General features: G+C 63.3%; 26 protein-coding genes. 18 read left to right on the top strand and 8 right to left on the bottom strand.

Annotated features, from left to right (window positions below; genetic code table 11):
* Positions 1–63: 63 nt before the first annotated feature.
* From CCOS191_RS22310 to CCOS191_RS22300, 3 genes are read left to right on the top strand one after another with little or no spacing between them, the layout of a single operon-like run.
* Positions 64–1242 (top strand): amino acid ABC transporter permease, encoded by a 1179-nt coding sequence (locus CCOS191_RS22310; protein WP_046857032.1) that lies wholly within the window; start codon positions 64–66, stop codon positions 1240–1242.
* Positions 1243–1252: 10 nt separating this feature from the next.
* A complete protein-coding gene (locus tag CCOS191_RS22305) occupies positions 1253–2350 on the top strand; it encodes an amino acid ABC transporter permease (protein WP_046857031.1) in 1098 nt (365 codons plus the stop codon).
* Positions 2351–2360: 10 nt separating this feature from the next.
* Positions 2361–3125 carry an amino acid ABC transporter ATP-binding protein gene (locus CCOS191_RS22300; protein WP_023629378.1) on the top strand — a complete coding sequence of 255 codons (765 nt, stop codon included), beginning with the start codon at positions 2361–2363 and terminating at the stop codon, positions 3123–3125.
* 170 nt (positions 3126–3295) lie between these two features.
* Here CCOS191_RS22300 and algW read toward each other — a convergent pair whose 3' ends face one another.
* Positions 3296–4456 carry a Do family serine endopeptidase AlgW gene (gene algW, locus CCOS191_RS22295; RefSeq protein WP_046857030.1) on the bottom strand — a complete coding sequence of 387 codons (1161 nt, stop codon included), beginning with the start codon at positions 4454–4456 and terminating at the stop codon, positions 3296–3298.
* A gap of 206 nt (positions 4457–4662) precedes the next feature.
* On the opposite strand from algW, the gene CCOS191_RS22290 reads away from it, so the two are divergent.
* From CCOS191_RS22290 to cysN, 3 genes are all read left to right on the top strand, one after another.
* Positions 4663–5421: a Nif3-like dinuclear metal center hexameric protein gene (locus tag CCOS191_RS22290; protein WP_046857029.1), complete on the top strand. Its 759-nt coding sequence runs from the start codon at positions 4663–4665 to the stop codon at positions 5419–5421.
* Positions 5422–5591: 170 nt separating this feature from the next.
* Positions 5592–6509: a sulfate adenylyltransferase subunit CysD gene (cysD, locus tag CCOS191_RS22285; protein WP_038707406.1), complete on the top strand. Its 918-nt coding sequence runs from the start codon at positions 5592–5594 to the stop codon at positions 6507–6509.
* A 15-nt stretch (positions 6510–6524) separates the two neighbouring features.
* Positions 6525–8426, top strand: coding sequence for a sulfate adenylyltransferase subunit CysN (cysN, locus tag CCOS191_RS22280; protein WP_046857028.1), 1902 nt, complete (start codon positions 6525–6527; stop codon positions 8424–8426).
* Positions 8427–8514: 88 nt separating this feature from the next.
* On the opposite strand, the gene CCOS191_RS22275 is transcribed toward cysN, so the two are convergent.
* Positions 8515–8994 carry an Lrp/AsnC family transcriptional regulator gene (locus tag CCOS191_RS22275; protein WP_046857027.1) on the bottom strand — a complete coding sequence of 160 codons (480 nt, stop codon included), beginning with the start codon at positions 8992–8994 and terminating at the stop codon, positions 8515–8517.
* 127 nt (positions 8995–9121) lie between these two features.
* On the opposite strand from CCOS191_RS22275, the gene CCOS191_RS22270 reads away from it, so the two are divergent.
* Positions 9122–10318: a methionine gamma-lyase gene (locus CCOS191_RS22270; RefSeq protein ID WP_046857026.1), complete on the top strand. Its 1197-nt coding sequence runs from the start codon at positions 9122–9124 to the stop codon at positions 10316–10318.
* Positions 10319–10342: 24 nt separating this feature from the next.
* Positions 10343–13033, top strand: a complete 2691-nt coding sequence (gene mdeB, locus CCOS191_RS22265; protein WP_046857025.1) for an alpha-ketoglutarate dehydrogenase — start codon at positions 10343–10345, stop codon at positions 13031–13033.
* A gap of 204 nt (positions 13034–13237) precedes the next feature.
* Here mdeB and CCOS191_RS22260 read toward each other — a convergent pair whose 3' ends face one another.
* Entirely contained in the window at positions 13238–13675 is a 438-nt protein-coding gene (locus tag CCOS191_RS22260) for a YhcB family protein (RefSeq protein ID WP_023630140.1), read from the bottom strand.
* Positions 13676–13810: 135 nt separating this feature from the next.
* Here CCOS191_RS22260 and CCOS191_RS22255 point away from each other — a divergent pair, with 135 nt between their 5' ends.
* The 3 genes from CCOS191_RS22255 (at position 13811) to zapE (ending at position 17001) form a co-directional block, all read left to right on the top strand.
* Entirely contained in the window at positions 13811–14446 is a 636-nt protein-coding gene (locus tag CCOS191_RS22255) for an alpha/beta hydrolase (protein WP_046857024.1), read from the top strand.
* A gap of 25 nt (positions 14447–14471) precedes the next feature.
* Complete coding sequence (locus CCOS191_RS22250; protein WP_046857023.1) at positions 14472–15821, top strand: tryptophan--tRNA ligase; 1350 nt, start codon at positions 14472–14474, stop codon at positions 15819–15821.
* Between the two features lie 85 nt (positions 15822–15906).
* Positions 15907–17001 (top strand): cell division protein ZapE, encoded by a 1095-nt coding sequence (gene zapE / locus CCOS191_RS22245; RefSeq protein WP_023630138.1) that lies wholly within the window; start codon positions 15907–15909, stop codon positions 16999–17001.
* Between the two features lie 75 nt (positions 17002–17076).
* Here zapE and CCOS191_RS22240 read toward each other — a convergent pair whose 3' ends face one another.
* Both CCOS191_RS22240 and CCOS191_RS22235 read right to left on the bottom strand, forming a co-directional pair.
* On the bottom strand, positions 17077–17973 hold the full coding sequence (locus CCOS191_RS22240) for a GlxA family transcriptional regulator (protein WP_167335949.1): 897 nt from the start codon (positions 17971–17973) through the stop codon (positions 17077–17079).
* 207 nt (positions 17974–18180) lie between these two features.
* Positions 18181–19221: an NADP(H)-dependent aldo-keto reductase gene (locus CCOS191_RS22235; protein WP_046857022.1), complete on the bottom strand. Its 1041-nt coding sequence runs from the start codon at positions 19219–19221 to the stop codon at positions 18181–18183.
* Between the two features lie 256 nt (positions 19222–19477).
* Here CCOS191_RS22235 and rplM point away from each other — a divergent pair, with 256 nt between their 5' ends.
* From rplM to CCOS191_RS22200, 7 genes are all read left to right on the top strand, one after another.
* Positions 19478–19906 carry a 50S ribosomal protein L13 gene (gene rplM, locus CCOS191_RS22230; protein WP_008097538.1) on the top strand — a complete coding sequence of 143 codons (429 nt, stop codon included), beginning with the start codon at positions 19478–19480 and terminating at the stop codon, positions 19904–19906.
* Between the two features lie 14 nt (positions 19907–19920).
* Positions 19921–20313: a 30S ribosomal protein S9 gene (rpsI, locus tag CCOS191_RS22225; protein WP_003260797.1), complete on the top strand. Its 393-nt coding sequence runs from the start codon at positions 19921–19923 to the stop codon at positions 20311–20313.
* A gap of 265 nt (positions 20314–20578) precedes the next feature.
* Positions 20579–21172: a ubiquinol-cytochrome c reductase iron-sulfur subunit gene (petA, locus tag CCOS191_RS22220; protein ID WP_023628711.1), complete on the top strand. Its 594-nt coding sequence runs from the start codon at positions 20579–20581 to the stop codon at positions 21170–21172.
* Entirely contained in the window at positions 21172–22383 is a 1212-nt protein-coding gene (locus CCOS191_RS22215; RefSeq protein WP_046857021.1) for a cytochrome b, read from the top strand. The genes petA and CCOS191_RS22215 overlap by 1 nt, the downstream gene beginning before the upstream one ends.
* Positions 22383–23162, top strand: coding sequence for a cytochrome c1 (locus CCOS191_RS22210; RefSeq protein WP_046857020.1), 780 nt, complete (start codon positions 22383–22385; stop codon positions 23160–23162). Before CCOS191_RS22215 ends, CCOS191_RS22210 begins: the two co-directional genes overlap by 1 nt.
* 117 nt (positions 23163–23279) lie before the next feature.
* Positions 23280–23903 carry a glutathione S-transferase N-terminal domain-containing protein gene (locus CCOS191_RS22205; protein WP_023630220.1) on the top strand — a complete coding sequence of 208 codons (624 nt, stop codon included), beginning with the start codon at positions 23280–23282 and terminating at the stop codon, positions 23901–23903.
* A 13-nt stretch (positions 23904–23916) separates the two neighbouring features.
* A complete protein-coding gene (locus tag CCOS191_RS22200; RefSeq protein WP_046857019.1) occupies positions 23917–24336 on the top strand; it encodes a ClpXP protease specificity-enhancing factor in 420 nt (139 codons plus the stop codon).
* Between the two features lie 56 nt (positions 24337–24392).
* On the opposite strand, the gene CCOS191_RS22195 is transcribed toward CCOS191_RS22200, so the two are convergent.
* Genes CCOS191_RS22195 through CCOS191_RS22185 form a run of 3 tightly spaced genes read right to left on the bottom strand, consistent with a single transcriptional unit; the run spans position 24393 to position 25839 of the window.
* Positions 24393–24611 carry a YgdI/YgdR family lipoprotein gene (locus tag CCOS191_RS22195; RefSeq protein WP_023630218.1) on the bottom strand — a complete coding sequence of 73 codons (219 nt, stop codon included), beginning with the start codon at positions 24609–24611 and terminating at the stop codon, positions 24393–24395.
* A 59-nt stretch (positions 24612–24670) separates the two neighbouring features.
* Positions 24671–25249 carry a BON domain-containing protein gene (locus CCOS191_RS22190; protein ID WP_023630217.1) on the bottom strand — a complete coding sequence of 193 codons (579 nt, stop codon included), beginning with the start codon at positions 25247–25249 and terminating at the stop codon, positions 24671–24673.
* Positions 25246–25839: a phosphoheptose isomerase gene (locus CCOS191_RS22185; protein WP_046857018.1), complete on the bottom strand. Its 594-nt coding sequence runs from the start codon at positions 25837–25839 to the stop codon at positions 25246–25248. Before CCOS191_RS22185 ends, CCOS191_RS22190 begins: the two co-directional genes overlap by 4 nt.
* Between the last annotated feature and the right edge of the window lie 84 nt (positions 25840–25923).

The following is a 25923-nucleotide window of genomic DNA, read 5'->3' as shown; positions in this document are numbered from 1 at the left end:
TGCACCCCGCGGCGGCATCCTGCCGCCGCGGGTCGTTCGAATCCCTTCTTTTCGGGGCACTTCATGCAAAATCAAATCGGCGCACGGAAAGGGTTTTCCCTTAGTGATCCACGTGTGCGCGCGTGGCTGTTCCAGATCCTCACCGTGGTCTTCGTGGTGGGCCTGGGCTGGTACCTGTTCCATAACACCCAGACCAACCTGCAGCACCGGGGCATCACCTCCGGTTTCGATTTCCTCGAGCGCAGTGCCGGCTTCGGCATTGCCCAGCACCTGATCCCCTACGTGGAATCGGACAGCTACGCCCGGGTGTTCGTCATCGGCCTGCTCAACACCCTGCTGGTGACCTTCATCGGCATCATCCTGGCTACCTTGCTGGGCTTCATCATCGGCGTGGCGCGGCTGTCGCCGAACTGGATGATCAACAAGCTGGCGACGGTGTACGTGGAGACCTTCCGCAACATTCCACCGCTGCTGCAGATCCTGTTCTGGTACTTCGCCGTGTTCCTGACCCTGCCAGGGCCGCGGGGCAGCATCAATATCGACGACACCTTCTTCATCAGCAACCGTGGCCTGAACATGCCCGGCGCCTCGATGGCCGAAGGCTTCTGGCCGTTCGTGATCGCATTGCTGCTGGCAATCGTCGCCATCGTGTTGATGGTGCGCCTGGCCAACAAGCGTTTCGATGAAACCGGCCAGCCATTCCACAAGTTCTGGGTGGGCCTGCTGCTGCTGATCGGCATCCCCGGCGTGTGCGCGTTGCTGTTCGGCAGCCCGGTGCACTGGGAAGTGCCGCAGCTCAAGGGCTTCAATTTCGTCGGTGGCTGGGTGCTGATCCCCGAGCTGCTGGCGCTGACCCTGGCGCTGACCATCTATACCGCGGCGTTCATCGCCGAGATCGTGCGCTCGGGTATCCGTTCGGTCAGCCATGGCCAGACCGAGGCAGCCCGCTCGCTGGGCCTGCGCGAAGGCCCGACGCTGCGCAAGGTGATCATTCCCCAGGCGTTGCGGGTGATCATCCCGCCGCTGACCAGCCAGTACCTGAACCTGGCGAAGAACTCGTCGCTGGCCGCCGGTATCGGCTATCCGGAGATGGTCTCGCTGTTCGCCGGTACCGTGCTCAACCAGACCGGCCAGGCCATCGAGGTGATCGCCATCACCATGAGCGTCTATCTCGCCATCAGCATCAGCATTTCGCTGTTGATGAACTGGTACAACAAGCGCATTGCGCTGATCGAACGGTGAGGGTCCTTCCGTGACAGCCCATGTTTTCAAACCCGACATGCCGCCACCGGTGAAGACCGTTGGCGTGCTCGCCTGGATGCGGGCCAACCTGTTCTCCAGCTGGCTCAACACCTTGCTGACGCTGTTCGCCCTGTACCTGGTGTGGCTGATCGTGCCGCCGCTGGTGCAGTGGGCGTTCATCGACGCCAACTGGGTCGGCACCACCCGCGCTGACTGCACCAAGGAGGGCGCCTGCTGGGTGTTCATCCAGCAGCGCTTCGGCCAGTTCATGTATGGCTACTACCCGACGGAACTGCGCTGGCGCGTCGACCTGACGGTGTGGCTCGCCGTGCTCGGCGCGGCCCCGCTGTTCATCAAGCGCTTCCCACGCAAGGCGGTATACGGCCTGGGCTTCCTGGTGCTGTACCCGATCCTGGCCTACATCCTGCTGCACGGTGGCACGCTGGGCCTGGAAACGGTGCCCACCAGCCAATGGGGCGGCCTGATGCTGACCCTGGTGATCGCCACGGTCGGCATTGTCGGCGCGTTGCCGCTGGGCATCCTGCTGGCGTTGGGGCGGCGCTCGAACATGCCGGCGGTGAAGGTGGTCTGCGTGACCTTCATCGAGTTCTGGCGCGGCGTGCCGCTGATCACCGTGCTGTTCATGTCCTCGGTGATGCTGCCGCTGTTCCTGCCCGAAGGCATGAGCTTCGACAAGCTGCTGCGGGCGATGATCGGCGTGATCCTGTTCCAGTCGGCGTACATCGCCGAGGTGGTGCGCGGCGGCCTGCAGGCCATCCCCAAGGGCCAGTATGAAGCCGCCGCGGCCATGGGCCTGGGCTACTGGCGGGCGATGGGCCTGGTGATCCTGCCCCAGGCGCTCAAGCTGGTGATCCCCGGCATCGTCAACACCTTCATTGCCCTGTTCAAGGACACCAGCCTGGTGATCATCATCGGCCTGTTCGACCTGCTCAACAGCGTCAAGCAGGCCGCGGCCGATCCGGCCTGGCTGGGCATGGCGACCGAGGGCTATGTGTTCGCCGCCCTGGTGTTCTGGATTTTCTGTTTCGGTATGTCCCGCTACTCCATGCATCTGGAGCGCAAGCTGGACACTGGCCACAAGCGTTAGGAGTTTCGAAATGAGTGAAGCGATCAAGCAGCCTGCCGGCCCCGAAGGCATCATCCAGATGCAGGGCGTGAACAAGTGGTACGGCCAGTTCCATGTGCTCAAGGACATCAACCTGAACGTGCGCCAGGGCGAGCGTATCGTGCTGTGCGGGCCGTCGGGCTCGGGCAAGTCGACCACCATCCGCTGCCTCAACCGGCTGGAGGAACACCAGCAGGGGCGTATCGTCGTCGACGGCGTCGAGCTGACCAACGACCTCAAGCAGATCGAAGCGATCCGCCGCGAGGTGGGCATGGTGTTTCAGCACTTCAACCTGTTCCCGCACCTGACCATCCTCGAGAACTGCACCCTGGCGCCCATGTGGGTGCGCAAGCTGCCGCGGCGCAAGGCCGAGGAAATCGCCATGCACTTCCTCGAGCGCGTGCGCATTCCGGAGCAGGCGCACAAGTACCCCGGGCAGTTGTCCGGCGGTCAGCAGCAGCGGGTGGCGATTGCCCGGGCGCTGTGCATGAAGCCGAAGATCATGCTGTTCGACGAACCGACTTCGGCGCTGGACCCGGAGATGGTCAAGGAGGTGCTCGACACCATGGTCAGCCTGGCCGAGGATGGCATGACCATGCTCTGCGTGACCCACGAGATGGGCTTTGCCCGCACCGTGGCGAACCGGGTGATCTTCATGGACAAGGGCGAGATCGTCGAGCAGGCGGCGCCGGATGACTTCTTCGACCGGCCGCGCAGTGACCGGACCAGGCTGTTCCTGAGCCAGATCCTGCATTGATGTACCAGGGGCCGCTTCGCGGCCCTTTCGCCGCGGTTCGTCGCCACGACAAGCCGGCTCCCACTCCGACCGCGCTGCCCTCGAGTCAAGCGCGGTTCCTGTGGGAGCTGGCTTGCCAGCGATGAGGCCCTTGCAAACGACACAGGGCAGTTGCTCCCACTCCTGTAGCCTTACTTCTCTTCTTTTGCGGCCACCGGCGCTGGTGGTGGCCGCAACCCCACCTCGGCCACCAGCTTGAGCTGCTGACCATTGCGCATCACCTCGATGGTGATCTTCTCGTTGGGCTTGATCCGCGCCACCTGGTTCATCGACTTGCGCCCGTCGCCGGCCGGCTCGCCATTGATGCTCAGGATCACGTCACCCAGTTGCAGGCCGGCACGTGCCGCCGGGCCATCGCGGAAGATTCCCGCCACGACGATACCGGGACGGCCCTGCATGCCGAACGAGTCGGCCAGCTCCTGGCTCAACGGCTGCACTTCGATGCCCAGCCAGCCACGAATCACCTGGCCATGCTCGACGATCGACTTCATCACCTCCAGCGCCAGCTTGACCGGGATGGCGAAGCCGATGCCCTGGGAGCCGCCGGACTTGGAGAAGATCGCGGTATTGATACCCACCAGGTTGCCGTTGGCATCCACCAGCGCGCCTCCGGAGTTGCCCGGGTTGATCGCAGCGTCGGTCTGGATGAAGTCTTCGTAGTTGTTCAGGCCCAGCTGGTTGCGGCCGGTGGCGCTGATGATGCCCATGGTCACGGTCTGGCCGACACCGAAGGGGTTGCCGATGGCCAGGGTCACGTCACCGATATGGATACTGTCGGAGCGGCCGATGGTGATCGCCGGCAGGCTCTTGAGGTCGATCTTCAGTACCGCCAGGTCGGTTTCCGGGTCGCTGCCGATCACTCGGGCGAGGGTCTCGCGGCCATCCTTGAGGGCCACGACGATCTGGTCGGCGCCGCTGGTGACGTGGTTGTTGGTCAGCAGGTAGCCTTCCGGGCTCATGATTACCGCCGAACCCAGGCTCGACTCCCAGCGCCGCTGCTTGGGCAGGTTGTCGCCGAAGAAACGGCGGAACTGCGGGTCCTCGAACAGCGGGTGGGCGCTCTTGTTCACCACCTTGGTGGTGTAGAGGTTGACCACTGCGGGCGCAGCCAGGGTCACGGCATCGGCATAGGAGACCGGCCCCTGCATGAGCTTGGTGGTTTGCGGGGCTTGTTGCAGGTTGACGTCCTGGCTGGGCAGGCCGACCCATTCAGGGAAGCGCTGGATGACCAGCATGGCGATCAGCACACCGGTGAGCAGGGGCCAGCCGAAGTAACGCAGAGCCTTGAGCATGAATCGATCCTGGGAGTGGGGCGGGGGCCGTGTCTATGGGGCCCGGGGCGCGAGCGGGCGCGATCATACACCTGAAGAAACCGAACGGCGATGGCTGGACACCCCGAGCGCCTGCCAGCGGTTTCCCCCACGCCAGCGACGGCCCATAATGGCGGCCATTATAGGGCCTGACGCCCGTCGCAACGCCGAATTCGAGGAGATTTTTCATGGCCGTCGCCCTCAATACCCTGGTCGAGGAAGCCGAGCGCTACCTGGCCAGTGCCAGGATCCAGGATTACTGCCCCAACGGCCTGCAGGTCGAGGGCCGTCCCCAGGTCAGCCGCATCGTCAGCGGCGTGACCGCCAGCCAGGCGCTGCTGGACGCGGCGGTCGAGGCCGAGGCCGACCTGGTGCTGGTACACCATGGCTATTTCTGGAAGGGTGAAAACCCCTGCATCACCGGTATCAAGCAGCGACGCTTGAAGACCCTGCTCAAGCACGACATCAGCCTGCTGGCCTTCCACCTGCCGCTGGACGTGCACCCGGAGGTGGGCAACAACGTGCAGTTGGCGCGCCAGCTGGACATCACTGTCGAAGGTCCGTTGGACCCCAACAATCCCAAGGTGGTGGGCCTGGTCGGCTCGCTGGCCGAACCGGTATCGGCGCGGGATTTCGCCCGCCGTGTGCAGGAGGCGCTGGGGCGTGAGCCGCTGCTCATCGAGGGTGAGCAGATGATCCGTCGGGTCGGCTGGTGCACCGGGGGCGGGCAGGGCTACATCGACACCGCCATCGCCGCCGGGGTCGACCTGTTCATCAGTGGCGAGGCGTCGGAGCAGACCTTCCACAGTGCCCGCGAGAACGGCGTCAGCTTCATCGCCGCCGGCCACCACGCCACGGAGCGTTATGGCGTGCAGGCGCTGGGCGATTACCTGGCGCGTCGCTTTGCCCTGGAGCACCTGTTCATCGATTGCCCGAATCCGATCTGACGGCCGCATCGCGGGCGTGCCCCGCGATGCTTTTTTGCCCAAACCCCCAGTCATATCATTAGACCTTTTCGATCTAGCCACCCGCCTAAATAGAATCAGGTGCTGTGATAAAGTGGCTCGCTCGAACACGGCCCGCAGGCCGTCCATAAGATCGTTTTTCGTGAGTAGCCATGGTCGACAATCTGACGCACTTGAAACAGCTGGAGGCGGAGAGCATCCACATCATCCGCGAGGTGGCCGCCGAGTTCGACAACCCGGTGATGCTGTACTCGATCGGCAAGGATTCCGCGGTCATGCTGCACCTGGCGCGCAAGGCGTTCTTCCCGGGCAAGCTGCCGTTCCCGGTGATGCACGTCGACACCCAGTGGAAGTTCCAGGAGATGTACCGCTTCCGCGACAAGATGGTCGAAGAGATGGGCCTGGAGCTGATCACCCACGTCAACCCGGAGGGTGTGGCGCAGGGCATCAACCCGTTCACCCATGGCAGCTCCAAGCACACCGATATCATGAAGACCCAGGGCCTGAAGCAGGCGCTGGACAAGCACGGCTTCGACGCCGCCTTCGGTGGCGCGCGCCGCGATGAAGAGAAGTCGCGGGCCAAGGAACGCGTCTACTCGTTCCGTGACAGCAAGCACCGCTGGGATCCGAAGAACCAGCGCCCGGAGCTGTGGAACATCTACAACGGCAAGGTCAACAAGGGCGAGTCGATCCGCGTGTTCCCGCTGTCGAACTGGACCGAGCTGGACATCTGGCAGTACATCTACCTCGAGGGCATCCCGATCGTGCCGCTGTACTTCGCCGCCGAGCGTGAAGTGATCGAGAAGAACGGCACCCTGATCATGATCGACGACGAGCGCATCCTCGAGCACCTCTCCGAGGAAGAGAAGGCGCGTATCGTCAAGAAGAAGGTGCGTTTCCGTACCCTGGGCTGCTACCCGTTGACGGGTGCGGTCGAGTCCGAAGCCGAGACCCTGACGGACATCATCCAGGAAATGCTCCTGACCCGGACGTCCGAACGCCAGGGCCGTGTCATCGACCACGATGGCGCCGGCTCCATGGAAGACAAAAAACGCCAAGGCTACTTCTAATTTCAGGGTTCCAGCATGTCGCACCAATCTGATCTGATCAGCGAGGACATCCTCGCCTACCTGGCCCAGCACGAGCGCAAGGAACTGCTGCGCTTCCTCACCTGCGGCAACGTGGACGACGGCAAGAGCACCCTGATCGGGCGCCTGCTGCACGACTCGAAGATGATCTACGAGGACCACCTCGAGGCCATCACCCGTGACTCGAAGAAGTCCGGCACCACCGGCGAGGAAGTCGACCTGGCGCTGCTGGTCGACGGCCTGCAAGCCGAGCGCGAGCAGGGCATCACCATCGATGTCGCCTACCGCTACTTCTCCACCGCCAAGCGCAAGTTCATCATCGCCGACACCCCGGGCCACGAGCAGTATACCCGCAACATGGCCACCGGCGCCTCGACTTGCGACCTGGCGATCATCCTGGTCGACGCCCGCTACGGCGTGCAGACCCAGACCCGCCGGCACAGCTACATCGCATCCCTGCTGGGCATCAAGCACATCGTCGTCGCGGTCAACAAGATGGACCTCAAGGGCTTCGACGAGCAGGTCTTCGAGTCGATCAAGACCGACTACCTGAAGTTCGCCGAGGGCATCGACCTCAAGCCGAGCAGCCTGCACTTCGTGCCTATGTCGGCGCTCAAGGGCGACAACGTGGTCAACCGCAGCGAGCGTTCGCCGTGGTACACGGGCCCGGCGTTGATGGAGATCCTCGAGACTGTCGAGATCGCCGCCGACCGCAATGTCACCGACCTGCGTTTCCCGGTGCAGTACGTCAACCGCCCGAACCTCAACTTCCGCGGCTTCGCCGGCACCATCGCCGGTGGCGTGGTGCACAAGGGCGACGAGATCGTCGTGCTGCCGTCGGGCAAGAGCAGCCGGGTCAAGTCCATCGTCACCTACGAAGGTGAACTGGAGAACGCCGGGCCTGGCCAGGCGGTGACCCTTACCATGGAAGACGAGATCGACATCTCCCGTGGCGACCTGCTGGTGCATGCCGACAATGTTCCAACGGTGGCCGACCAGTTCGACGCCATGCTGGTGTGGATGGCCGAGGAGCCGATGCTCCCGGGCAAGAAGTATGACATCAAGCGCGCCACCAGCTATGTGCCGGGCTCGATCGCCAGCATCACCCACAAGGTCGATGTGAACACCCTGGAGCAGGGCGCCGCCAGCGCGCTGCAACTCAATGAAATCGGCCGGGTCAAGGTCGCCCTGGACAGCGCCATCGCCCTGGACGGTTACGAGAGCAACCGCACCACCGGCGCGTTCATCGTCATCGATCGCCTGACCAACGGCACCGTCGGCGCTGGCATGATCATCGCCCCGCCGGTCCTGCCACACGGCGGCACTGGCCAACACGGCAAGCTGGCCCATGTGTCCACCGAAGAGCGTGCCCTGCGCTTCGGCCAGCAGCCAGCCACCGTGCTGTTCAGTGGCCTGTCGGGCGCCGGCAAGAGCACCCTGGCCTACGCCGTGGAGCGCAAGCTGTTCGACATGGGCCGTGCAGTCTATGTGCTCGATGGCCAGAACCTGCGCCACGACCTGAACAAGGGCCTGCCGCAGGACCGCGCCGGGCGCACCGAGAACTGGCGCCGCGCCGCCCATGTGGCGCGCCAGTTCAACGAAGCCGGCCTGCTGGCCCTGGCCGCCTTCGTCGCCCCGGATGCCGAGGGCCGTGAGCAGGCCAGGGCGCTGATCGGCAAGGAGCGCCTGGTGACCGTCTATGTACAGGCGTCGCCGCTGGTATGCCGTGAGCGTGACCCGCAGGGCCTGTATGCAGCCGGTGGCGACAACATCCCGGGCGAGAGCTTCCCGTTCGATGTGCCACTGGATGCGGACCTGGTGATCGACACCCAGTCGGTCAGCGTCGATGAAGGCGTGAAGCTGGTGCTGGATGTGCTGCGTCAGCGTGGGGCGATCTGATTGATTGCCTGATGTGGAAAACCCCGCTTCGGCGGGGTTTTTCATTTGTATGTCGTCTGTTGGCAGGATTTGGGTCTGCTTTGCGGCTCTAGATATGCTTCTCCGACACCGGAATCACCCGTCGCTCTTTCACCGCCTTGTACGAAAAGCTCGAATAGATCTCCTTCACCCCCGGTAACCGCTGCAGCACCTCCCGGGTGAATTCGCCAAACGATTCCAGGTCCCGTGCCAGGATCTCCAGCAAAAAATCATAGCGCCCGGAAATGTTGTGGCAGGCAACGATCTCGGGGATCTCCATCAGCCGTTTCTCGAACGCCAGGGCCATTTCCTTGGTGTGCGAGTCCATCATGATGCTGACGAACGCGGTCACCCCGAAGCCCAGCGACTTGGGTGAAAGAATGGCCTGGTAGCCGGTGATGTAGCCGTTGTCCTCGAGCAACTTGACCCGCCGCCAGCAGGGCGAGGTGGTCAGGGCGACCTGGTCGGCGAGTTCGGAAACGGTCAGGCGGGCGTTGTCCTGCAGGGCGGCGAGCAGGGCGCGGTCGGTACGGTCGAGAGCTGAAGGCATATCTTGCCCTCCTGGTTCTATTTTTGTTGTTTTTCTTTCAAAACATGCCCAATTGCGTGGGCAAGTTTGGAAAAAGCGCGGCAGCTTGGTGGCATAAGCTTATAACAAACCACAAGAGACTGTTGCCATGCGCGACTCCAATAACAACGCCGGTTTCTCCACCCGGGCCATCCACCATGGCTATGACCCGATGTCCCACGGCGGCGCCCTGGTGCCGCCGGTCTACCAGACCGCTACCTACGCGTTCCCGACTGTCGAGTACGGCGCCGCCTGCTTCGCCGGCGAAGAGCCGGGGCACTTCTACAGCCGTATTTCCAACCCGACGCTGGCCCTGCTGGAGCAACGCATGGCCTCGCTCGAAGGCGGCGAGGCCGGGCTGGCGCTGGCCTCCGGGATGGGCGCCATCACCGCCACGCTATGGACCCTGCTACGCCCGGGTGACGAGCTGATCGTCGGCAGCACCCTGTATGGTTGCACTTTCGCCTACCTGCACCACGGCATCGGCGAGTTTGGCGTGAAGATTCGCCATGTCGACCTCAACGACATCCCGGCACTTAAGGCCGCGATCACCGCCAAGACGCGGATGATCTACTTCGAGTCGCCGGCTAACCCCAACATGCAGCTGGTGGATATCGCTGCCGTCGTCGAGGCTGCACAGGGCCATGACCTGAGCATCGTGGTCGACAACACTTACTGCACACCCTACCTGCAGCGCCCGCTGGAACTGGGCGTCGACCTGGTGGTGCATTCGGCCACCAAGTACCTGTCCGGGCATGGTGATATTACCGCCGGGCTGGTCGTCGGGCGCAAGGCGCTGGTCGACCGCATCCGCCTGGAAGGGCTCAAGGACATGACCGGCGCCGTGCTCTCGCCTCACGATGCCTCGCTGTTGATGCGCGGCATCAAGACCCTGGCCCTGCGCATGGACCGCCACTGCGCCAATGCCCAGCAGGTCGCCGAGTTTCTCGCCGAACAATCACAGGTTGAGCTGCTGCACTACCCAGGCCTGCCATCCTTCCCGCAGTACGCGCTGGCCCAACGGCAGATGCGCCTGCCGGGCGGGATGATCGCCTTCGAGCTGAAGGGCGGGATCGAAGCCGGGCGCCGTTTCATGAACGCCCTGCAGCTGTTCAGCCGCGCGGTGAGCCTGGGCGATGCCGAGTCGCTGGCCCAGCACCCGGCGAGCATGACTCACTCCAGCTATACCCAGCAGGAGCGTGCCGAGCATGGCATCTCGGAAGGGCTGGTGCGTCTGTCGGTGGGGCTGGAAGACATCGACGACCTGCTTGCCGACATTGCCCAGGCCCTGAAGGCCTGCGCCTGAATCGCCACGGACGAGGCCTGCGCGATGGTAGCGATGATGAACCCGAACGAGCCGTTGACGGCCCTTGATGCCGCCCTGGACAGCGACCCAGCGGAAACCGCCGAGTGGTGCGAGGCGCTGGCCTCGACCCTGGCCCACTGCGGCCCGGCGCGGGCCCGCTACCTGCTGCAGCGCTTGCAGGCCCATGCCCTCGAGCTGGGCCTGGAACGCGAGGCCCAGGCCTTTTCGGCCTACCGCAACACCGTGCCGGTGGAACAGCAGGGCGCTTATCCCGGCGATCTCGAGCTGGACGAGCGTATTACCGGCATCCTGCGCTGGAACGCCCTGGCCATGGTGGTACGGGCCAACCACGCCTATGGCGAGCTGGGCGGGCATATCGCCAGCTACGCCTCGGCGGCGGAAATCTTCGAGGTCGGCTTCCAGCATTTCTTTCGCGGCGAGGGCGGTGGTGTGCAGCGCAGCGGCGACCTGGTGTTCTTCCAGCCGCACTCGGCGCCTGGCATCTATGCCCGCGCATTTCTTGAAGGGCGCCTGAGCGAGGAACAGCTGGCCAACTACCGGCAGGAGGTCGGCGGCAACGGGCTGTGCTCCTATCCGCACCCTTGGCTGATGCCGGACTTCTGGCAGTTTCCCACAGGTTCCATGGGCATCGGCCCGCTCAATGCGATCTATCAGGCGCGCTTCATGCGCTACCTGCAGCATCGCGGGCTGCTCGACACCTCTGCCCGGCATGTCTGGGGCGTGTTCGGCGATGGCGAGATGGACGAGCCGGAGTCGACCGCCGGCCTGACCCTGGCTGCCCGTGAAGGCTTGGATAACCTGACCTTCATCGTCAACTGCAACCTGCAGCGCCTGGACGGCCCGGTACGCGGCAATGGCCAGATCATCCAGGAGCTCGAAGCGTTGTTCAGCGGTGCCGGCTGGAACGTGATCAAGGTGCTGTGGGGCTCGGAGTGGGACGCACTGTTCGCCCGCGATCACGAGCATGCGCTGCTGCGCCAGTTGGCGGCGACGCCCGACGGTCAGTTCCAGACCCTCGGCGCCAAGGACGGCAGCTACAACCTCGAGCACTTCTTCAAGCAGAACCCGGCCTTGCAGCGCCTGGTGGCACACATGAGCGCCGAAGAGATCAACGCCCTCAAGCGCGGTGGCCATGATTTTCGCAAGCTGCATGCCGCCTATGCCGCCGCCAGGGCCTGCAAGGGCCGGCCAACGGTGATCCTGGCCAAGACCAAGAAAGGCTATGGCATGAGCAGTGCCGGCGAGTCGCGGATGACCGCGCACCAGGCCAAGAAACTCGACGTGCAGGCGCTGCTGGCCTTCCGCGACCGTTTCCATTTGCCGTTGTCGGATGAGGCGGTGGAGCAACTGCGTTTCTATCGCCCGGCCGAAGACAGCCCGGAGATGGTCTATCTGCGCCAGCGCCGCCAAGCACTGGGTGGGCCGTTGCCGCTGCGACGCAACGACTGCGCCACCTTGCCCGTGCCGGAGCTGGAGGCGTTCGGCGGTTTCGCCCTGCATGCCGAAGGCAAGGAGATGTCCACCACCATGGCCGCGGTGCGCCTGCTGGGAAACTGGCTCAAGGCGCCGGGGTTGGGGCCACGAGTGGTGCCGATCGTCGCCGACGAGGCGCGCACCTTCGGCATGGCCAGCCTGTTCCGCCAGATCGGCATCTACTCGCCCCACGGGCAACGCTACGAGCCGGAGGACGCCGGCTCGTTGCTGGTCTACAAGGAGGCGCGGGACGGCCAGCTGTTGGAGGAGGGCATCACCGAGGCCGGGGCGATCTCTTCATGGGTCGCGGCAGCGACCGCCTACGCGGTGCATGGCGAGCCGATGCTGCCGGTATATATCTACTACTCGATGTTCGGCTTCCAGCGGGTCGGCGACCTGATCTGGGCCGCCGCCGACCAGCGCGCCCGAGGCCTGTTGCTGGGTGCCACAGCGGGGCGCACCACGTTGGGCGGCGAGGGCTTGCAGCACCAGGACGGATCGAGCCTGGTCATGGCATCAATGGTGCCCAACTGCCGGGCCTGGGATCCATGCTTTGCCGGCGAGCTGGCGGTGATCCTCGACCATGCCGCGCGGCGCATGCTGGTGGAGCAGCAGGATGAGTTCCACTATGTGGCGGTGATGAATGAAAACTACCCGCAGCCGTCGTTGCCCGAGGACATGCACGACGATGTACTGCGGGGCATGTACCGGTTTGCCCGGCATTCCTCGGCCGCTCCCCGTGGCCAGGTGCGCTTGTTGGGTTCGGGCACCATCCTGCGCGAGGTGATTGCCGCCGGCGAGTTGCTGGCCAGTGACTGGCAGGTCGACAGCGAGGTGTTCAGCGTCACCAGCTTCAGCGAACTGGCGCGTGGGGCCAGGGATGCGCAACGCCTGGCGATGACCGGGGAGCATGCGGATTGCCATGTGCGTCGTTGCCTGCCCGGCGACGCCCCGGTGATCGCGGCCAGCGACTATGTGCGCGCCTGGCCGCAGTTGATCGCCGAGTATGTGCAGGCGCCCTATACCACCCTGGGCACCGATGGTTTCGGGCGCAGCGATACGCGCCAGCAGTTGCGACGGTTTTTCGAGGTGGATCGGTATGCCGTGGTGCTGGCGGCCTTGCATGGGCTGGTGTGCCAGGGCGTGTTGTCGAGGGATGTGCTGGGGCAGGCGCGGGCGCTTTATGGTATCGGCGAGGAGGGGGCTGCCTGGTATCGCTGAGGTGCTCTGGGCCGGCTCAATCGCGGGGCAAAGATTACGCTGTTGGTTAAATGGAACTGCGTGGGAGCGGGCTTGCCCCGCGATGCGGTGTATGGCACCGGCTTCGCCGGTGATCGCGGGGCAAGCCCGCTCCCACGCAGGTCCCGTTTGCGACTCAGCGCCCACAAAAAAGGCCTCTTGCGAGGCCTTCTTCATGTCATTGATTCAGCGCTTGAGGCCGTAGCTCTCATCGAGCATGCCCGGCGAGTTCGGCGACTTCGGTGCGTAGTCGCGTGGCACTTCGGCGGTATCCTTCGGCGGCGTCAGGCGATCACGCGGGCCTTGCGCGGCTTCGGAGTGCAGCGCGGCCAGCAGGCGTTGGCGGGTCAGCTCGTCCAGAGCCAGGCGGTTGGCGCCGTCGGCCAGGTGATCCTGCACGTCCTGGTAGCTCTGGGTCAGTTTCTTGACCAGCGAGGCAGTGCTGTTGAAGTGGGTTACCACTTCGTTCTGGTAATTGTCGAAGCGCTGCTGGATGTCATCCAGCTGGCGTTGGGTATTGCTCGGTGCCGCGTTGGGCAGCAGGCGGGCCAGCGCGAAACCGACGACGACACCGACAACCAGGGCCAGGGTCGGCAGCAACCAAACAAGGAGCGAGTGTTCCACGAGTCCTTCCTCTATAAACGGCTTTGCTTTACGTTAACGGCTCAGACCTGCGCTGTATACCGCGAGCGATCGCAAATCAGAACAGAATTCCTTTGCTAGACGAGTCGACCCTTCACGAGGTCACGGAGTAGTACCTTGCTTATCCGCGAAACCCCCTTGTTCATCGATGGCCCGACCGGCCAGCTCGAGGCTTTGTACCTGGACGTGGCCGATGCCCGTGGCGCGGTGCTTATTTGCCACCCCAACCCGGTCCAGGGCGGCACCATGCTCAACAAGGTGGTCTCGACCCTGCAGCGTACCGCCCGTGATGCAGGTTACGTCACCCTGCGCTTCAACTACCGCGGCGTTGGCCAGAGCGCCGGCAGCCACGACATGGGCGCCGGCGAGGTGGCGGATGCCGAGGCTGCCGCAGCCTGGTTGCGCCAGCAGCACCCCGAACTGCCACTGGTGCTGATGGGCTTCTCCTTCGGCGGTTTCGTTGCCGCCAGCCTGGCCGGTCGCCTGGAGGCGGCGGATGTCGAGCTGCAACAGCTGTTCATGATCGCCCCGGCGGTGATGCGCCTGAACGCGCAGTTCCCGCTGCCCGAGCGCGTCGCGCTCACCGTCGTGCAACCGGACACTGACGAAGTGGTCGATCCGCAACTGGTCTACGATTGGTCCGCCGCCCTGTCGCGCCCCCACGAGCTGCTGAAAGTGGCAGAATGCGGACACTTTTTCCATGGCAAGCTGACCGATCTGAAGGATCTGCTGCTGCCGCGCCTTTCGAACTGAGCCAAGCCTGAATAAGCGAACCCCCATGACCACGCGCATCCTTACCGGTATCACCACCACCGGCACCCCGCACCTGGGCAACTACGCCGGCGCCATCCGTCCGGCCATCCTCGCCAGCCAGCAGCCCGGCGTCGACTCGTTCTACTTCCTGGCCGATTACCACGCCCTGATCAAGTGCGACGACCCGCAGCGCATCCAGCGTTCGCGCCTGGAGATCGCCGCCACCTGGCTCGCCGGTGGCCTGGACCCGGCCAAGGTGACCTTCTATCGCCAGTCGGACATCCCCGAGATTCCGGAGCTGACCTGGCTGCTGACCTGCGTCGCCGCCAAGGGCCTGCTCAACCGCGCCCACGCCTACAAGGCGTCGGTGGACAAGAATGTCGAGGCCGGCGAAGACCCGGACGCCGGCGTGACCATGGGCCTGTTCAGCTACCCGGTGCTGATGGCCGCCGACATCCTGATGTTCAATGCCAACAAGGTGCCGGTTGGCCGCGACCAGATCCAGCACGTGGAGATGGCGCGTGACATCGGCCAGCGTTTCAACCACCTGTTCGGCCAGGGCAAGGACTTCTTCGCCCTGCCCGAGGCGGTGATCGAGGAGAGCGTGGCCACGCTCCCGGGCCTGGACGGTCGCAAGATGTCCAAGAGTTATGACAACACCATCCCGCTGTTCACCAGCGCCAAGGACATGAAGGATGCGATCTCGCGCATCGTCACCGACTCCAAGGCCCCCGGCGAGGCCAAGGATCCGGACAATTCGCACCTGTTCACCCTGTTCCAGGCCTTCTCCACACCGGCGCAATGCGCCGAGTTCCGCGAAGAGCTGCTGCAGGGCCTGGGCTGGGGCGATGCCAAGCAGCGCCTGTTCCAGCTGCTCGATGGTCAGTTGGCCGAAAAGCGCGAGCACTATCACCAGCTGATCTCGCGCCCGTCGGACCTCGAGGACATCCTCCTGGCCGGCGCCGCCAAGGCCCGCAAGATCGCCACGCCGTTCCTCGAGCAACTGCGCGAGGCAGTTGGCCTGCGTTCGTTCCGCACCACCGTGCAGGCCAGCACCGAGGTGAAGAAGAAGGCTGCCAAGAGCGCCCGCTTCGTCAGCTTCCGTGACGAGGATGGCAGCTTCCGCTTCCGCCTGCTGGCCGCCGATGGCGAGCAATTGCTGCTGTCGCGCAGCTTCGCCGATGGCAAGAGCGCGGGGGCGGTGAGCAAGCAACTGCAACAGGGCGGCGAGGCCGATGTGCGAGTCGAGGGCCTGGGCTTCTCGCTCTGGCTGAACGGTGAGCAAGTTGCCGACGGGCCGCAGTTCGAGGCCGCCGAGGCCCGTGACGCGGCCATCACCAGCCTGCGCGAGGCCCTGGCGCCACAGGCGGACTGAGTCACTTTGACGCAAGTCTGATTGCCATTAAGCGGGCCGGTCGCTACAGTGACGGCCCGTTTTTTGTTGCCTCGCTAACGAAATCATGACGCCCCTAGAACGATACCAAGCCGATCTGAAACGCCCCGACTTCTTCCATGACGCGGCGCAGGAAACTGCGGTGCGTCACCTGCAGCGCCTGTACGACGACCTGGTACACGCGCAGAACAACAAGCCGGGCGTGTTCGGCAAGCTGTTCGGCAAGAAGGAGCAGACGCCGGTCAAGGGCCTGTACTTCTGGGGCGGCGTGGGCCGGGGCAAGACCTACCTGGTCGACACCTTCTATGAAGCGCTGCCGTTCAAGCAGAAGATGCGCACGCACTTCCACCGCTTCATGAAGCGCGTCCACGAGGAGATGAAGACCCTCAAGGGCGAGAAGAACCCGCTGACCATCATCGCCAAGCGCTTCAGCGACGAAGCCAAGGTGATCTGTTTCGACGAGTTCTTCGTCTCCGATATCACCGATGCCATGATCCTCGGCACCCTGATGGAAGAGCTGTTCAAGAACGGCGTGTCGCTGGTGGCCACTTCCAACATCGTCCCGGACGGCCTGTACAAGGACGGCCTGCAGCGCGCGCGCTTCCTGCCGGCCATCGCCATGATCAAGCAGTACACCGATGTGGTGAACGTCGACAGCGGCGTGGACTACCGTCTGCGCCACCTGGAACAGGCCGAGCTGTTCCACTTCCCGCTCGACGACGCGGCGCATGAAAGCCTGCGCGCCAGCTTCAAGGCGTTGACCCCAGAGTGCACCCAGGCCGTCGAGAACGACGTGCTGATGATCGAGAACCGCGAGATCCACGCCCTGCGCACCTGCGATGACGTCGCCTGGTTCGACTTCCGCGCCCTGTGCGACGGGCCGCGCAGCCAGAACGACTACATCGAGCTGGGCAAGATCTTCCATGCCGTGCTGCTGAGCAACGTCGAGCAGATGGGCGTGACCACCGACGACATCGCCCGGCGCTTCATCAACATGGTCGACGAGTTCTACGACCGCAACGTGAAGCTGATCATCTCGGCCGAGGTGGAGCTCAAGGACCTGTACACCGGCGGGCGCCTGAGCTTCGAGTTCCAGCGCACGCTCAGCCGTCTGCTGGAGATGCAGTCCCACGAGTTCCTGTCGCGGGCGCACAAGCCGTAAACCAACGCGGCAAGCCATCGCGGGGCAATCCCGCTCCCACGCTCCAGTGGGCGCGGGATTGCCCCGCGATGGTTTTCAGGCCTCTTGCATGAACTGCTGCCGATACTGGTTCGGCGACAACTCCGTATGCTGGCGGAACAGCCGGGCGAAGAAACTCGCGTCGTCGTAGCCCACCTCGTAGCTGATGGTCTTGATGCTCTTGCGCGTGCTCGACAGCAGGCCCTTGGCAGTCTCGATGCGCAGGCGCTGCAGGTAGTGCAGGGGCTTGTCGCCGGTGGCGCTCTGGAAGCGGCGCATGAAGTTGCGGATGCTCATGCCGTGGTTGCGCGCCACATCCTCGAAGCGGAACTTGTCGGCGAAGTGTTCTTCGAGCCAGTGCTGGATCTGCAGGATGATCAGGTCCTGGTGCAGCTTCTGGCCGCCGAAGCCCATACGCCCTGGGGTATAGCTGCGCTGCACCTCGTAGAGGATATCGCGGGCCACCGCGCGGGCCACGTTGGCGCCGCAGAAGCGCTCGATCAGGTAGATGTACAGGTCGCAGGCCGAGGTGGTGCCGCCGGCGCAGTAGAGATTGTCGGCGTCGGTCAGGTGCTTGTCCTGGTTCAGGCGGATCTTCGGGAAACGCTCGGCGAAGCTGCTGAAGAAGCGCCAGTAGGTGGTCGCCTCCTTGCCGTCGAGCAGCCCCGACTCGGCCAGCCAGAACACGCCGCTGGCCTCGGCGCACAGCACCGCGCCACGGGCATGCTGCGCGCGCAGCCAGGGTAGTACCTGCGGATAGCGTTGCAGCAGGTTGTCGAAGTCGTCCCAGAAGGCCGGCAGGATGATCACGTCGGCATCGTTGAGGCCGCTGTCGACCGGCAACTGCACGTTGCTGAAGCTGTCCACGGGCAAACCGTCCGGGCTCACCAGGCCGATCTCGAACATCGGTTGCAGGCCCAGGCCCAGCTGCTTGCTGTAGCGCAGGCTGGCCAGGTGGAAGAAGTCCTTGGCCTGCATCAGTGTCGAAGCGAACACTTTATCAACGGCCAGGATGCTGACGCGCCGCAGCGACGCCGGGGGTTGGGTAAACATCATTGTCATTGTTCTTATAGGGTAGAGTGGTCAATCACCGGCTGGATCGTCTTATTTTTTGGCGATTGTGTCTACCCCACGAAAGAGCAGTGCAGCGTCTCTGTTACATCAAGGTGCGGGGTTCGGCTGCTCCTGATGCACCGCCTCGATCGCCGCCAGCAGTTCATCGCCCAGGTTCAACGCCTGGCTGCCGATATTGCCGCGCAGTTGCTCGAGGTTCGTCGCGCCGATGATGTTGCTGGTCACGAACGGCTGCCGGGTCACGAACGCCAGTGCCATCTGCGCCGGATCCAGCCCGTGTTCGCGGGCCAGCTGCACATAGCGGCCGCAGGCGGCCACGGTCTGCGGATTGGAATAGCGGGCAAAGCGGCTGAACAGGGTCAGGCGGGCGTGTTCGGGGCGGGCGCCGTTTTCGTACTTGCCCGACAGCATGCCGAAGGCTAGCGGCGAATAGGCCAGCAAACCGCACTGCTCGCGGATTGCCACCTCTGCCAGGCCCACCTCGAAGCTGCGGTTGAGCAGGTTGTAGGGGTTCTGGATCGACACCGCGCGGGGCCAGCTGCGGGTTTCGGCCAGGTGCAGGAATTTCAGGGTGCCCCACGGGGTTTCGTTGGACAGGCCGATGTGGCGGATCTTGCCGGCGCGCACCTGTTCATCGAGCACCTCCAGGGTTTCCTCCAGCGGGGTGAAGATGTCCTGGGGCAGGTGCTGGTAGCCGAGCTTGCCGAAGAAGTTGGTGCTGCGCTCGGGCCAGTGCAACTGGTAGAGGTCGATGCGGTCGGTCTGCAGGCGCTTGAGGCTCTCGTCCAGCGCGGCGACGATGTGCTGGCGGTTGTGCTTGAGCTGGCCGTCGCGGATGTGGCTGATGCCGTTGCCGGGGCCGGCGACCTTGCTGGCAAGGATCCAGTCGTCACGGTCGCCGTTGGCGGCGAACCAGTTGCCGATGATGCGTTCGGTGGCGGCGTAGGTCTCTGGGCGCGGTGGCACCGGGTACATCTCGGCGGTGTCGATGAAGTTGATGCCGCTGGCCTTGGCCAGGGCAATCTGGGCGAAGGCCTGCTCCTGGGTGTTCTGTTCGCCCCAGGTCATGGTGCCCAGGCACAGGGCGCTGACGTCGAGGTCGGTACGGCCGAGCTTGCGGTATTCCATCGGGTAGACGCTCCATGGCAAAGATGACCATAAAAGCAGGTTGAAATTTTTCCTGCAATCTGGATAATTCTGCCCCTCTCCGTGTGGCGGAAGTGATGCACCACCACGCAGGGAACCCTTGTCGAACATTGGCGTGCCCGACCCGAGCCCCCAAAAGCGTCAGCGTTCGGCTGCGCGCTTGCCCTTGGCAAGCTGTGCACTATCCAGTAAGATTCGCCGTCTATTTTTCGCTGGGCGGCCTCTGAGGCTTTAGAGAATGAAAACTTTTACTGCTAAACCGGAAACAGTAAAGCGCGAGTGGTTCGTAGTCGACGCCGCTGGTCAGACCCTGGGTCGTCTGGCTACCGAAATCGCCAGCCGCCTGCGTGGCAAGCACAAGCCAGAATACACCCCTCACGTTGACACCGGCGACTACATCGTCGTCATCAACGCCGAGCAAATCCGTGTGACTGGTGCCAAGTCTTCCGACAAGATGTACTACTCCCACTCCGGCTTCCCGGGCGGTATCAAGGAAATCAACTTCGAGAAGTTGATCGCCAAGGCCCCTGAGCGTGTTATCGAAACCGCGGTCAAAGGCATGCTGCCGAAGAACCCGCTGGGTCGCGACATGTACCGCAAGCTGAAAGTGTACGCGGGTGCTGCTCACCCACACACTGCTCAGCAGCCTCAAGAACTGAAGATCTAACGGGATAGTTCATTATGTCGGCGACTCAAAACTACGGCACTGGCCGTCGCAAGACCGCAACCGCTCGCGTTTTCCTGCGTCCAGGTACCGGTAACATCTCCATCAACAACCGTTCTCTGGACGTGTTCTTCGGCCGCGAAACCGCTCGCATGGTTGTTCGCCAGCCGCTGGAACTGACCGAAACCGTTGAGAAGTTCGACATCTACGTCACCGTTTCCGGTGGTGGTGTCAGCGGTCAGGCCGGTGCAATCCGCCACGGCATCACCCGCGCCCTGATGGAATACGACGAAACCCTGCGTGGCGCTCTGCGTCGTGCTGGCTACGTCACCCGCGACGCTCGTGAAGTTGAGCGTAAGAAAGTGGGTCTGCGTAAAGCGCGTAAGCGTCCTCAGTACTCCAAGCGTTAATACCGCTTCGGCAGTCGAAAAAAGCCCGGTTCCTTTTTGGAACCGGGCTTTTTTTATGTCTTCAACTAACCTGTCTGCTAGTCCGTGGCCGTTTGTCGCATAGACGCAGATCAAGCAAAGCGAGGGTAGTGGCCCGACGAGCGGGTAATCACCTTGTCAGCGTGTGGATTTGTTCCTTACCATTGCGGCCAATTTTTAGTGCCACAGACGTACCTAAGTAGATGCCTGTTCAAACAGGCCAAGCAAGCTGATGGGAGAGGACTGAATGAGCAATGACGGCGTCAACGCAGGCCGGCGCCGCTTCCTCGTAGCCGCGACATCCGTGGTCGGGGCAGCGGGGGCAGTGGGGGCAGCGGTACCGTTCGTGGGGTCATGGTTTCCCAGTGCCAAGGCGAAAGCCGCAGGGGCACCGGTGAAGGTCAATATCGCCAAGGTCGAGCCCGGTCAGCAGATGGTAGCTGAATGGCGTGGGCAACCTGTATTCATCGTGCGGCGAACGGAGGAGATCCTCGGTAATCTGAAAAAGATCACCGGCGAGCTATCCGATCCTGAATCCAAGGCGTCGGTGCAGCCCACCTACGTCGACCCGCAAGTCCGCTCGATCAAGCCCGAGATTCTCATCCTGGTAGGCCTGTGCACGCACCTGGGTTGCTCGCCGACCTTCCGCCCTGAAGTCGCCCCGGCTGACCTGGGGCCGAAGTGGGTCGGTGGCTATTTCTGCCCCTGCCACGGTTCGCACTACGACCTTGCCGGGCGTGTCTACAAATCCCAGCCGGCGCCTCTCAACCTGCCAGTGCCACCGCACTCGTACGAGTCGGACGAAATCATCGTCATCGGCGTCGATCAGGAGAACGCATGATGAGCAAGTTCATGGAGTGGATCGATGCGCGCTTCCCCGCGACGAAGATGTGGGAAGACCATCTAAGCAAGTATTACGCGCCCAAGAACTTCAACTTCCTGTACTTCTTCGGCTCGCTGGCATTGCTGGTGCTGGTCAACCAGATCGTCACCGGCGTGTGGCTGACCATGAGTTTCACCCCCTCGGCGGAAGAGGCCTTCGCCTCGGTCGAGTACATCATGCGCGACGTCGAGTACGGCTGGATCCTGCGCTACCTGCACTCCACCGGCGCCTCGGCGTTCTTCATCGTGGTCTACCTGCACATGTTCCGCGGCTTGCTCTACGGCTCCTACCAGAAGCCGCGCGAGCTGGTCTGGCTGTTCGGCATGCTGATCTACCTGGCGCTGATGGCCGAGGCGTTCATGGGCTACCTGCTGCCCTGGGGGCAGATGTCGTACTGGGGTGCCCAGGTGATCATCTCGCTGTTCGGCGCGATCCCGGTGATCGGTGATGACCTGACCCAGTGGATCCGTGGTGACTACCTGATCTCCGGCATTACCCTGAACCGCTTCTTCGCCTTGCACGTGGTGGCCCTGCCGATCGTGATCCTGGGCCTGGTGGTGCTGCACATCCTGGCGCTGCACGAAGTGGGTTCGAACAACCCCGATGGCGTGGACATCAAGAAGAAGAAGGACGAGAACGGCATCCCGCTGGATGGCATCCCGTTCCACCCGTACTACACCGTCAAGGATATCGCCGGGGTCGTGGTGTTCCTCTTCGTGTTCTGTGCCGTGGTGTTCTTCTTCCCGGAAATGGGTGGCTACTTCCTGGAAAAACCGAACTTCGAGCAGGCCAACGCGTTCAAGACGCCTGAGCACATCGCGCCTGTGTGGTACTTCACACCGTTCTACGCGATCCTGCGCGCGGTGCCCGACAAACTGTTCGGGGTCATCGCCATGGGCGCCGCCATTGCTGTGCTGTTCGTGTTGCCCTGGCTCGACCGCAGCCCCGTACGCTCGATGCGCTACAAGGGCTGGCTGAGCAAGATCTGGTTGCTGGTGTTCTGCGTGTCCTTCGTCATCCTTGGCGTGCTGGGCGTGCTGGCGCCGACCCCGGGGCGTACCTTGCTGTCGCAGGTGTGCACGGTGTTGTACTTCGCCTACTTCCTGCTGATGCCGTTCTACACAAGGCTCGAGAAGACCAAACCGGTTCCGGAAAGGGTGACTGGCTGATGAAAAAGTTTATTGCAGTATGCTTGCTGGCATTGATGCCTGGCCTTTCGTTCGCCGCCGAGCACGGCCTGGAGCTGGACAAGGTCGATATCGACCTGACCGACAAGGCCGCGATGCAGGATGGCGCGCGTACCTTCGCCAACTATTGCATGGGGTGCCACAGCGCCAAGTTCCAGCGTTACGAGCGTGTCGCCGATGACCTGGGGATCCCCCACGAGCTGATGCTCGAAAACCTGGTGTTCACCGGCGCCAAGATCGGCGATCACATGAAGATCGGCATGCAGCCCAACGATGCCAAGACCTGGTTCGGCGCCGCGCCGCCCGACCTCACCCTGGTTGCCCGGGTGCGTGGCAACGACTGGTTGTACACCTACCTGCGCAGTTTCTATGAAGACAAGACGCGGCCATACGGGGTGAACAACAAGGTCTTCCCCAACGTCGGCATGCCAAACGTGCTGGTTGGCCTGCAGGGCAACCAGGTGATTGGCTGCAAACAGGTGCAGAGTGTGGTCGACGGCAAGAAGCAATATGACCCGCTGACCGGCAGCCCATTGACCCATGAAGCGTGCGACCAGCTGACCGTCGAGGAGAAATCCGGTACCCTGACGACCGAGCAGTTCGACGAGAAGGTCAAGAACCTGGTGACCTTCCTGGCCTATTCGGCCAACCCGGTCAAACTGGAAAGCCAGCGCATCGGTACCTACGTGTTGCTGTACCTGGCTTTCTTCTTCGTGTTCGCCTACTTGCTCAAGCGCGAATACTGGAAGGACGTGCACTGATCACGCAGTAGTTTCTGGTAGTTGAACGCGCCCGGGGTGCCCCAGCCATGTCGCTGGGGCACCCCGGGCGCGTTTTCATTTGCAGTATTACAAGCATCCCGTACGAGGAGGCGCTACATGGGCGCAACCAACAGGTTAGCCTGCTATTCCGACCCTGCTGACCATTACTCCCATCGGGTACGCCTGGTGCTCGCGGAGAAAGGCGTCACGGTGCAGATCATCGATGTCGACCGCAATCGCCTGCCGCCCAAGCTGGTTGAAGTGAACCCTTACGGCAGCCTGCCGACCCTGGTCGATCGCGATCTGGCGCTGTACGAGTCGAGCGTGGTGATGGAGTACCTCGAGGAGCGTTACCCGCATCCGCCGCTGATGCCGGTCTATCCGGTGGCCCGCGGCAACAGTCGTCTGCTGATGCACCGCATCCAGCGCGACTGGTGCAGCCTGGCCGACACCGTGCTGGACCCGCGCAGCAGCGAGCCGGCACGTACCCAGGCGCGCAAGGAGTTGCGCGAGAGCCTGACGGGCGTGGCCCCGCTGTTCGCTGAAATGGCCTGCTTCATGAGCGAGGAGCAGAGTCTGGTCGATTGCTGTCTACTGCCCATACTCTGGCGCTTGCCGGTGATGGGTATCGAATTGCCGCGGCAGGCCAAGCCGCTGCTGGATTACATGGAGCGACAGTTCGCCCGCGAGCCTTTCCAGGCGAGCCTGTCTGCTACCGAACGTGAAATGCGCAAGGTTTAAAGAGGAGCCGTTGATGAACTCCAGTCGCCCCTATCTGGTTCGCGCGCTGTACGAGTGGATCGTCGACAACGATTGCACGCCCCATATGCTGGTCAATGCCGAATACCCGGCGGTCCAGGTGCCACAAGGTTTCGCCAGCGATGGCCAGATCGTCCTGAACATCTCCCCCAGTGCCGTGCGCAGCCTGCACATGGACAACGAGGCGGTGAGCTTCGAAGGGCGCTTCGGTGGCGTGGCGCACACGCTGTATGTGCCGATTGGCGCCATCCTGGGGATCTACGCCCGGGAGAATGGCCAGGGCATGGTCTTCGAGCTGGAGCCGCCGCTCGCGGACGAGGATGACCTTGAGGACGACGGTGTCGAGCCGGATGACGACGGCCCGCCCGAGCCGCCGCGTCCAAGTGGTCGTCCGAGCCTGAAAGTCGTGAAGTAACAGGCAGGGACAAAAAAGGCGATCCGCAGGGATCGCCTTTTTCATTACTGCCGCAATTACAGGTCCTTGATGCTCTGCACCTGGTCCTTGTTGATGCGGGTCGGCTTGCCATCCAGTTGCTTGAACTCGTAGAAGCCGGAGTTGCGGTCGAAGTGCGGCGTGTCGGTGGTCTGCAGTTCGCGGCCATCGTTGAGGGTGATCACGCTCGGGGTGGAGCAGCCGGCCAGGGTGGCGAAGGTGCCGATCAGCAGGGCGGGCAGCAGCAGCTTTTTCATGGGGTACTTCCTGGATCAGAGTGAAAAAGGCGAGCGTCCCGACGCTCGCCGAGGGGTTGTCAGTCGATGTACTCGAACAGCTTGACGATCTTCTGCACGCCCGACACGCCTTGCACCACATTGGTGGCGGCGTTGGCCTCTTGCTGCCTGACCAGGCCGAGCAGGTAGACGATGCCGTTTTCGGTGATCACCTTGATGCGCGAGCTGGGCACGCTCTCGTCGGTCAGCATCTGGGTCTTGATCTTGGTGGTCAGCCAGGCGTCGTTGTTGCGCGCCAGGATCGACGACGGCTGAATGACTTGCAGCTCGTTGTGCACCTTCTTGACCCGCTGCACCTGGCCGGCGGTCTGCTCAGCGAGGGACTTGAGATCGGCGCGTGGTGTCTGGCCGGCAAGCAGCACGACACCGTTGTAGCTGCTGACGACGATGTGCGAGCCCTTGTCCAGCTCCGGGTTGGCCTTGGCGATGTTGACCGAGACCTTGGTCTCGATCAGCGAGTCATCGATCTTGCTGCCGATGGTGCGGGTGCCGCGGTCATCCTCGATAGGCGAGTTGCGCGCCGAGGTGAGCACGGAACTGCAGCCCGATACGCCGAGGCACAGGGTCAGGGCCATCAGGCCGATACGCTTGGAGATCATTCTTCACTCCCGAACAGTTGGCTGTCGATCAGGTCGCACAGACAGTGGATCGCCAGCAGGTGGACTTCCTGGATGCGCGCGGTGACCGTGGCGGGGACGCGGATCTCGACGTCCTCGGGCAGCAGCAGCGAGGCCATGCCGCCGCCATCGCGCCCGGTCAGGGCGACGACAATCATTTCGCGGTCATGGGCGGCCTGGATCGCCTGGATCACGTTGGCCGAATTACCGCTGGTGGAGATCGCCAGCAGCACGTCGCCGGGCTGGCCCAGGGCGCGGATCTGCTTGGAGAAGACTTCGTTGTAGCTGTAGTCGTTGGCGATCGAGGTCAGTGTGGAGCTGTCGGTGGTCAGGGCGATAGCCGGCAGGCTCGGGCGCTCGCGCTCGAAGCGGTTGAGCAACTCCGAGGAGAAGTGCTGGGCATCGCCGGCCGAGCCGCCGTTGCCGCACGCGAGCATCTTGCCGTCGTTGAGCAGGGCGTTGACCATGACCAGGCTGGCCTGCTCGATGTGGGGTGCCAGGATGTCCATTGCCTGTTGCTTGGTGTCGATGCTGGCCTGAAACAGCCGGCGAATTCGGGATTGCATGTCCATCTGGGTGACCTTAAGAGGGGCGGTGGCCTTTGCTACGCGCAACAGTGACCAGCCCGCGAAACATAGAGCTAGAAAATCGAATTG

Source organism: Pseudomonas sp. CCOS 191 (genome assembly GCF_001007005.1).
Taxonomy (GTDB): Bacteria; Pseudomonadota; Gammaproteobacteria; order Pseudomonadales; family Pseudomonadaceae; genus Aquipseudomonas; species Aquipseudomonas soli.
This window is presented reverse-complemented; position numbering and strand designations above follow the sequence as displayed.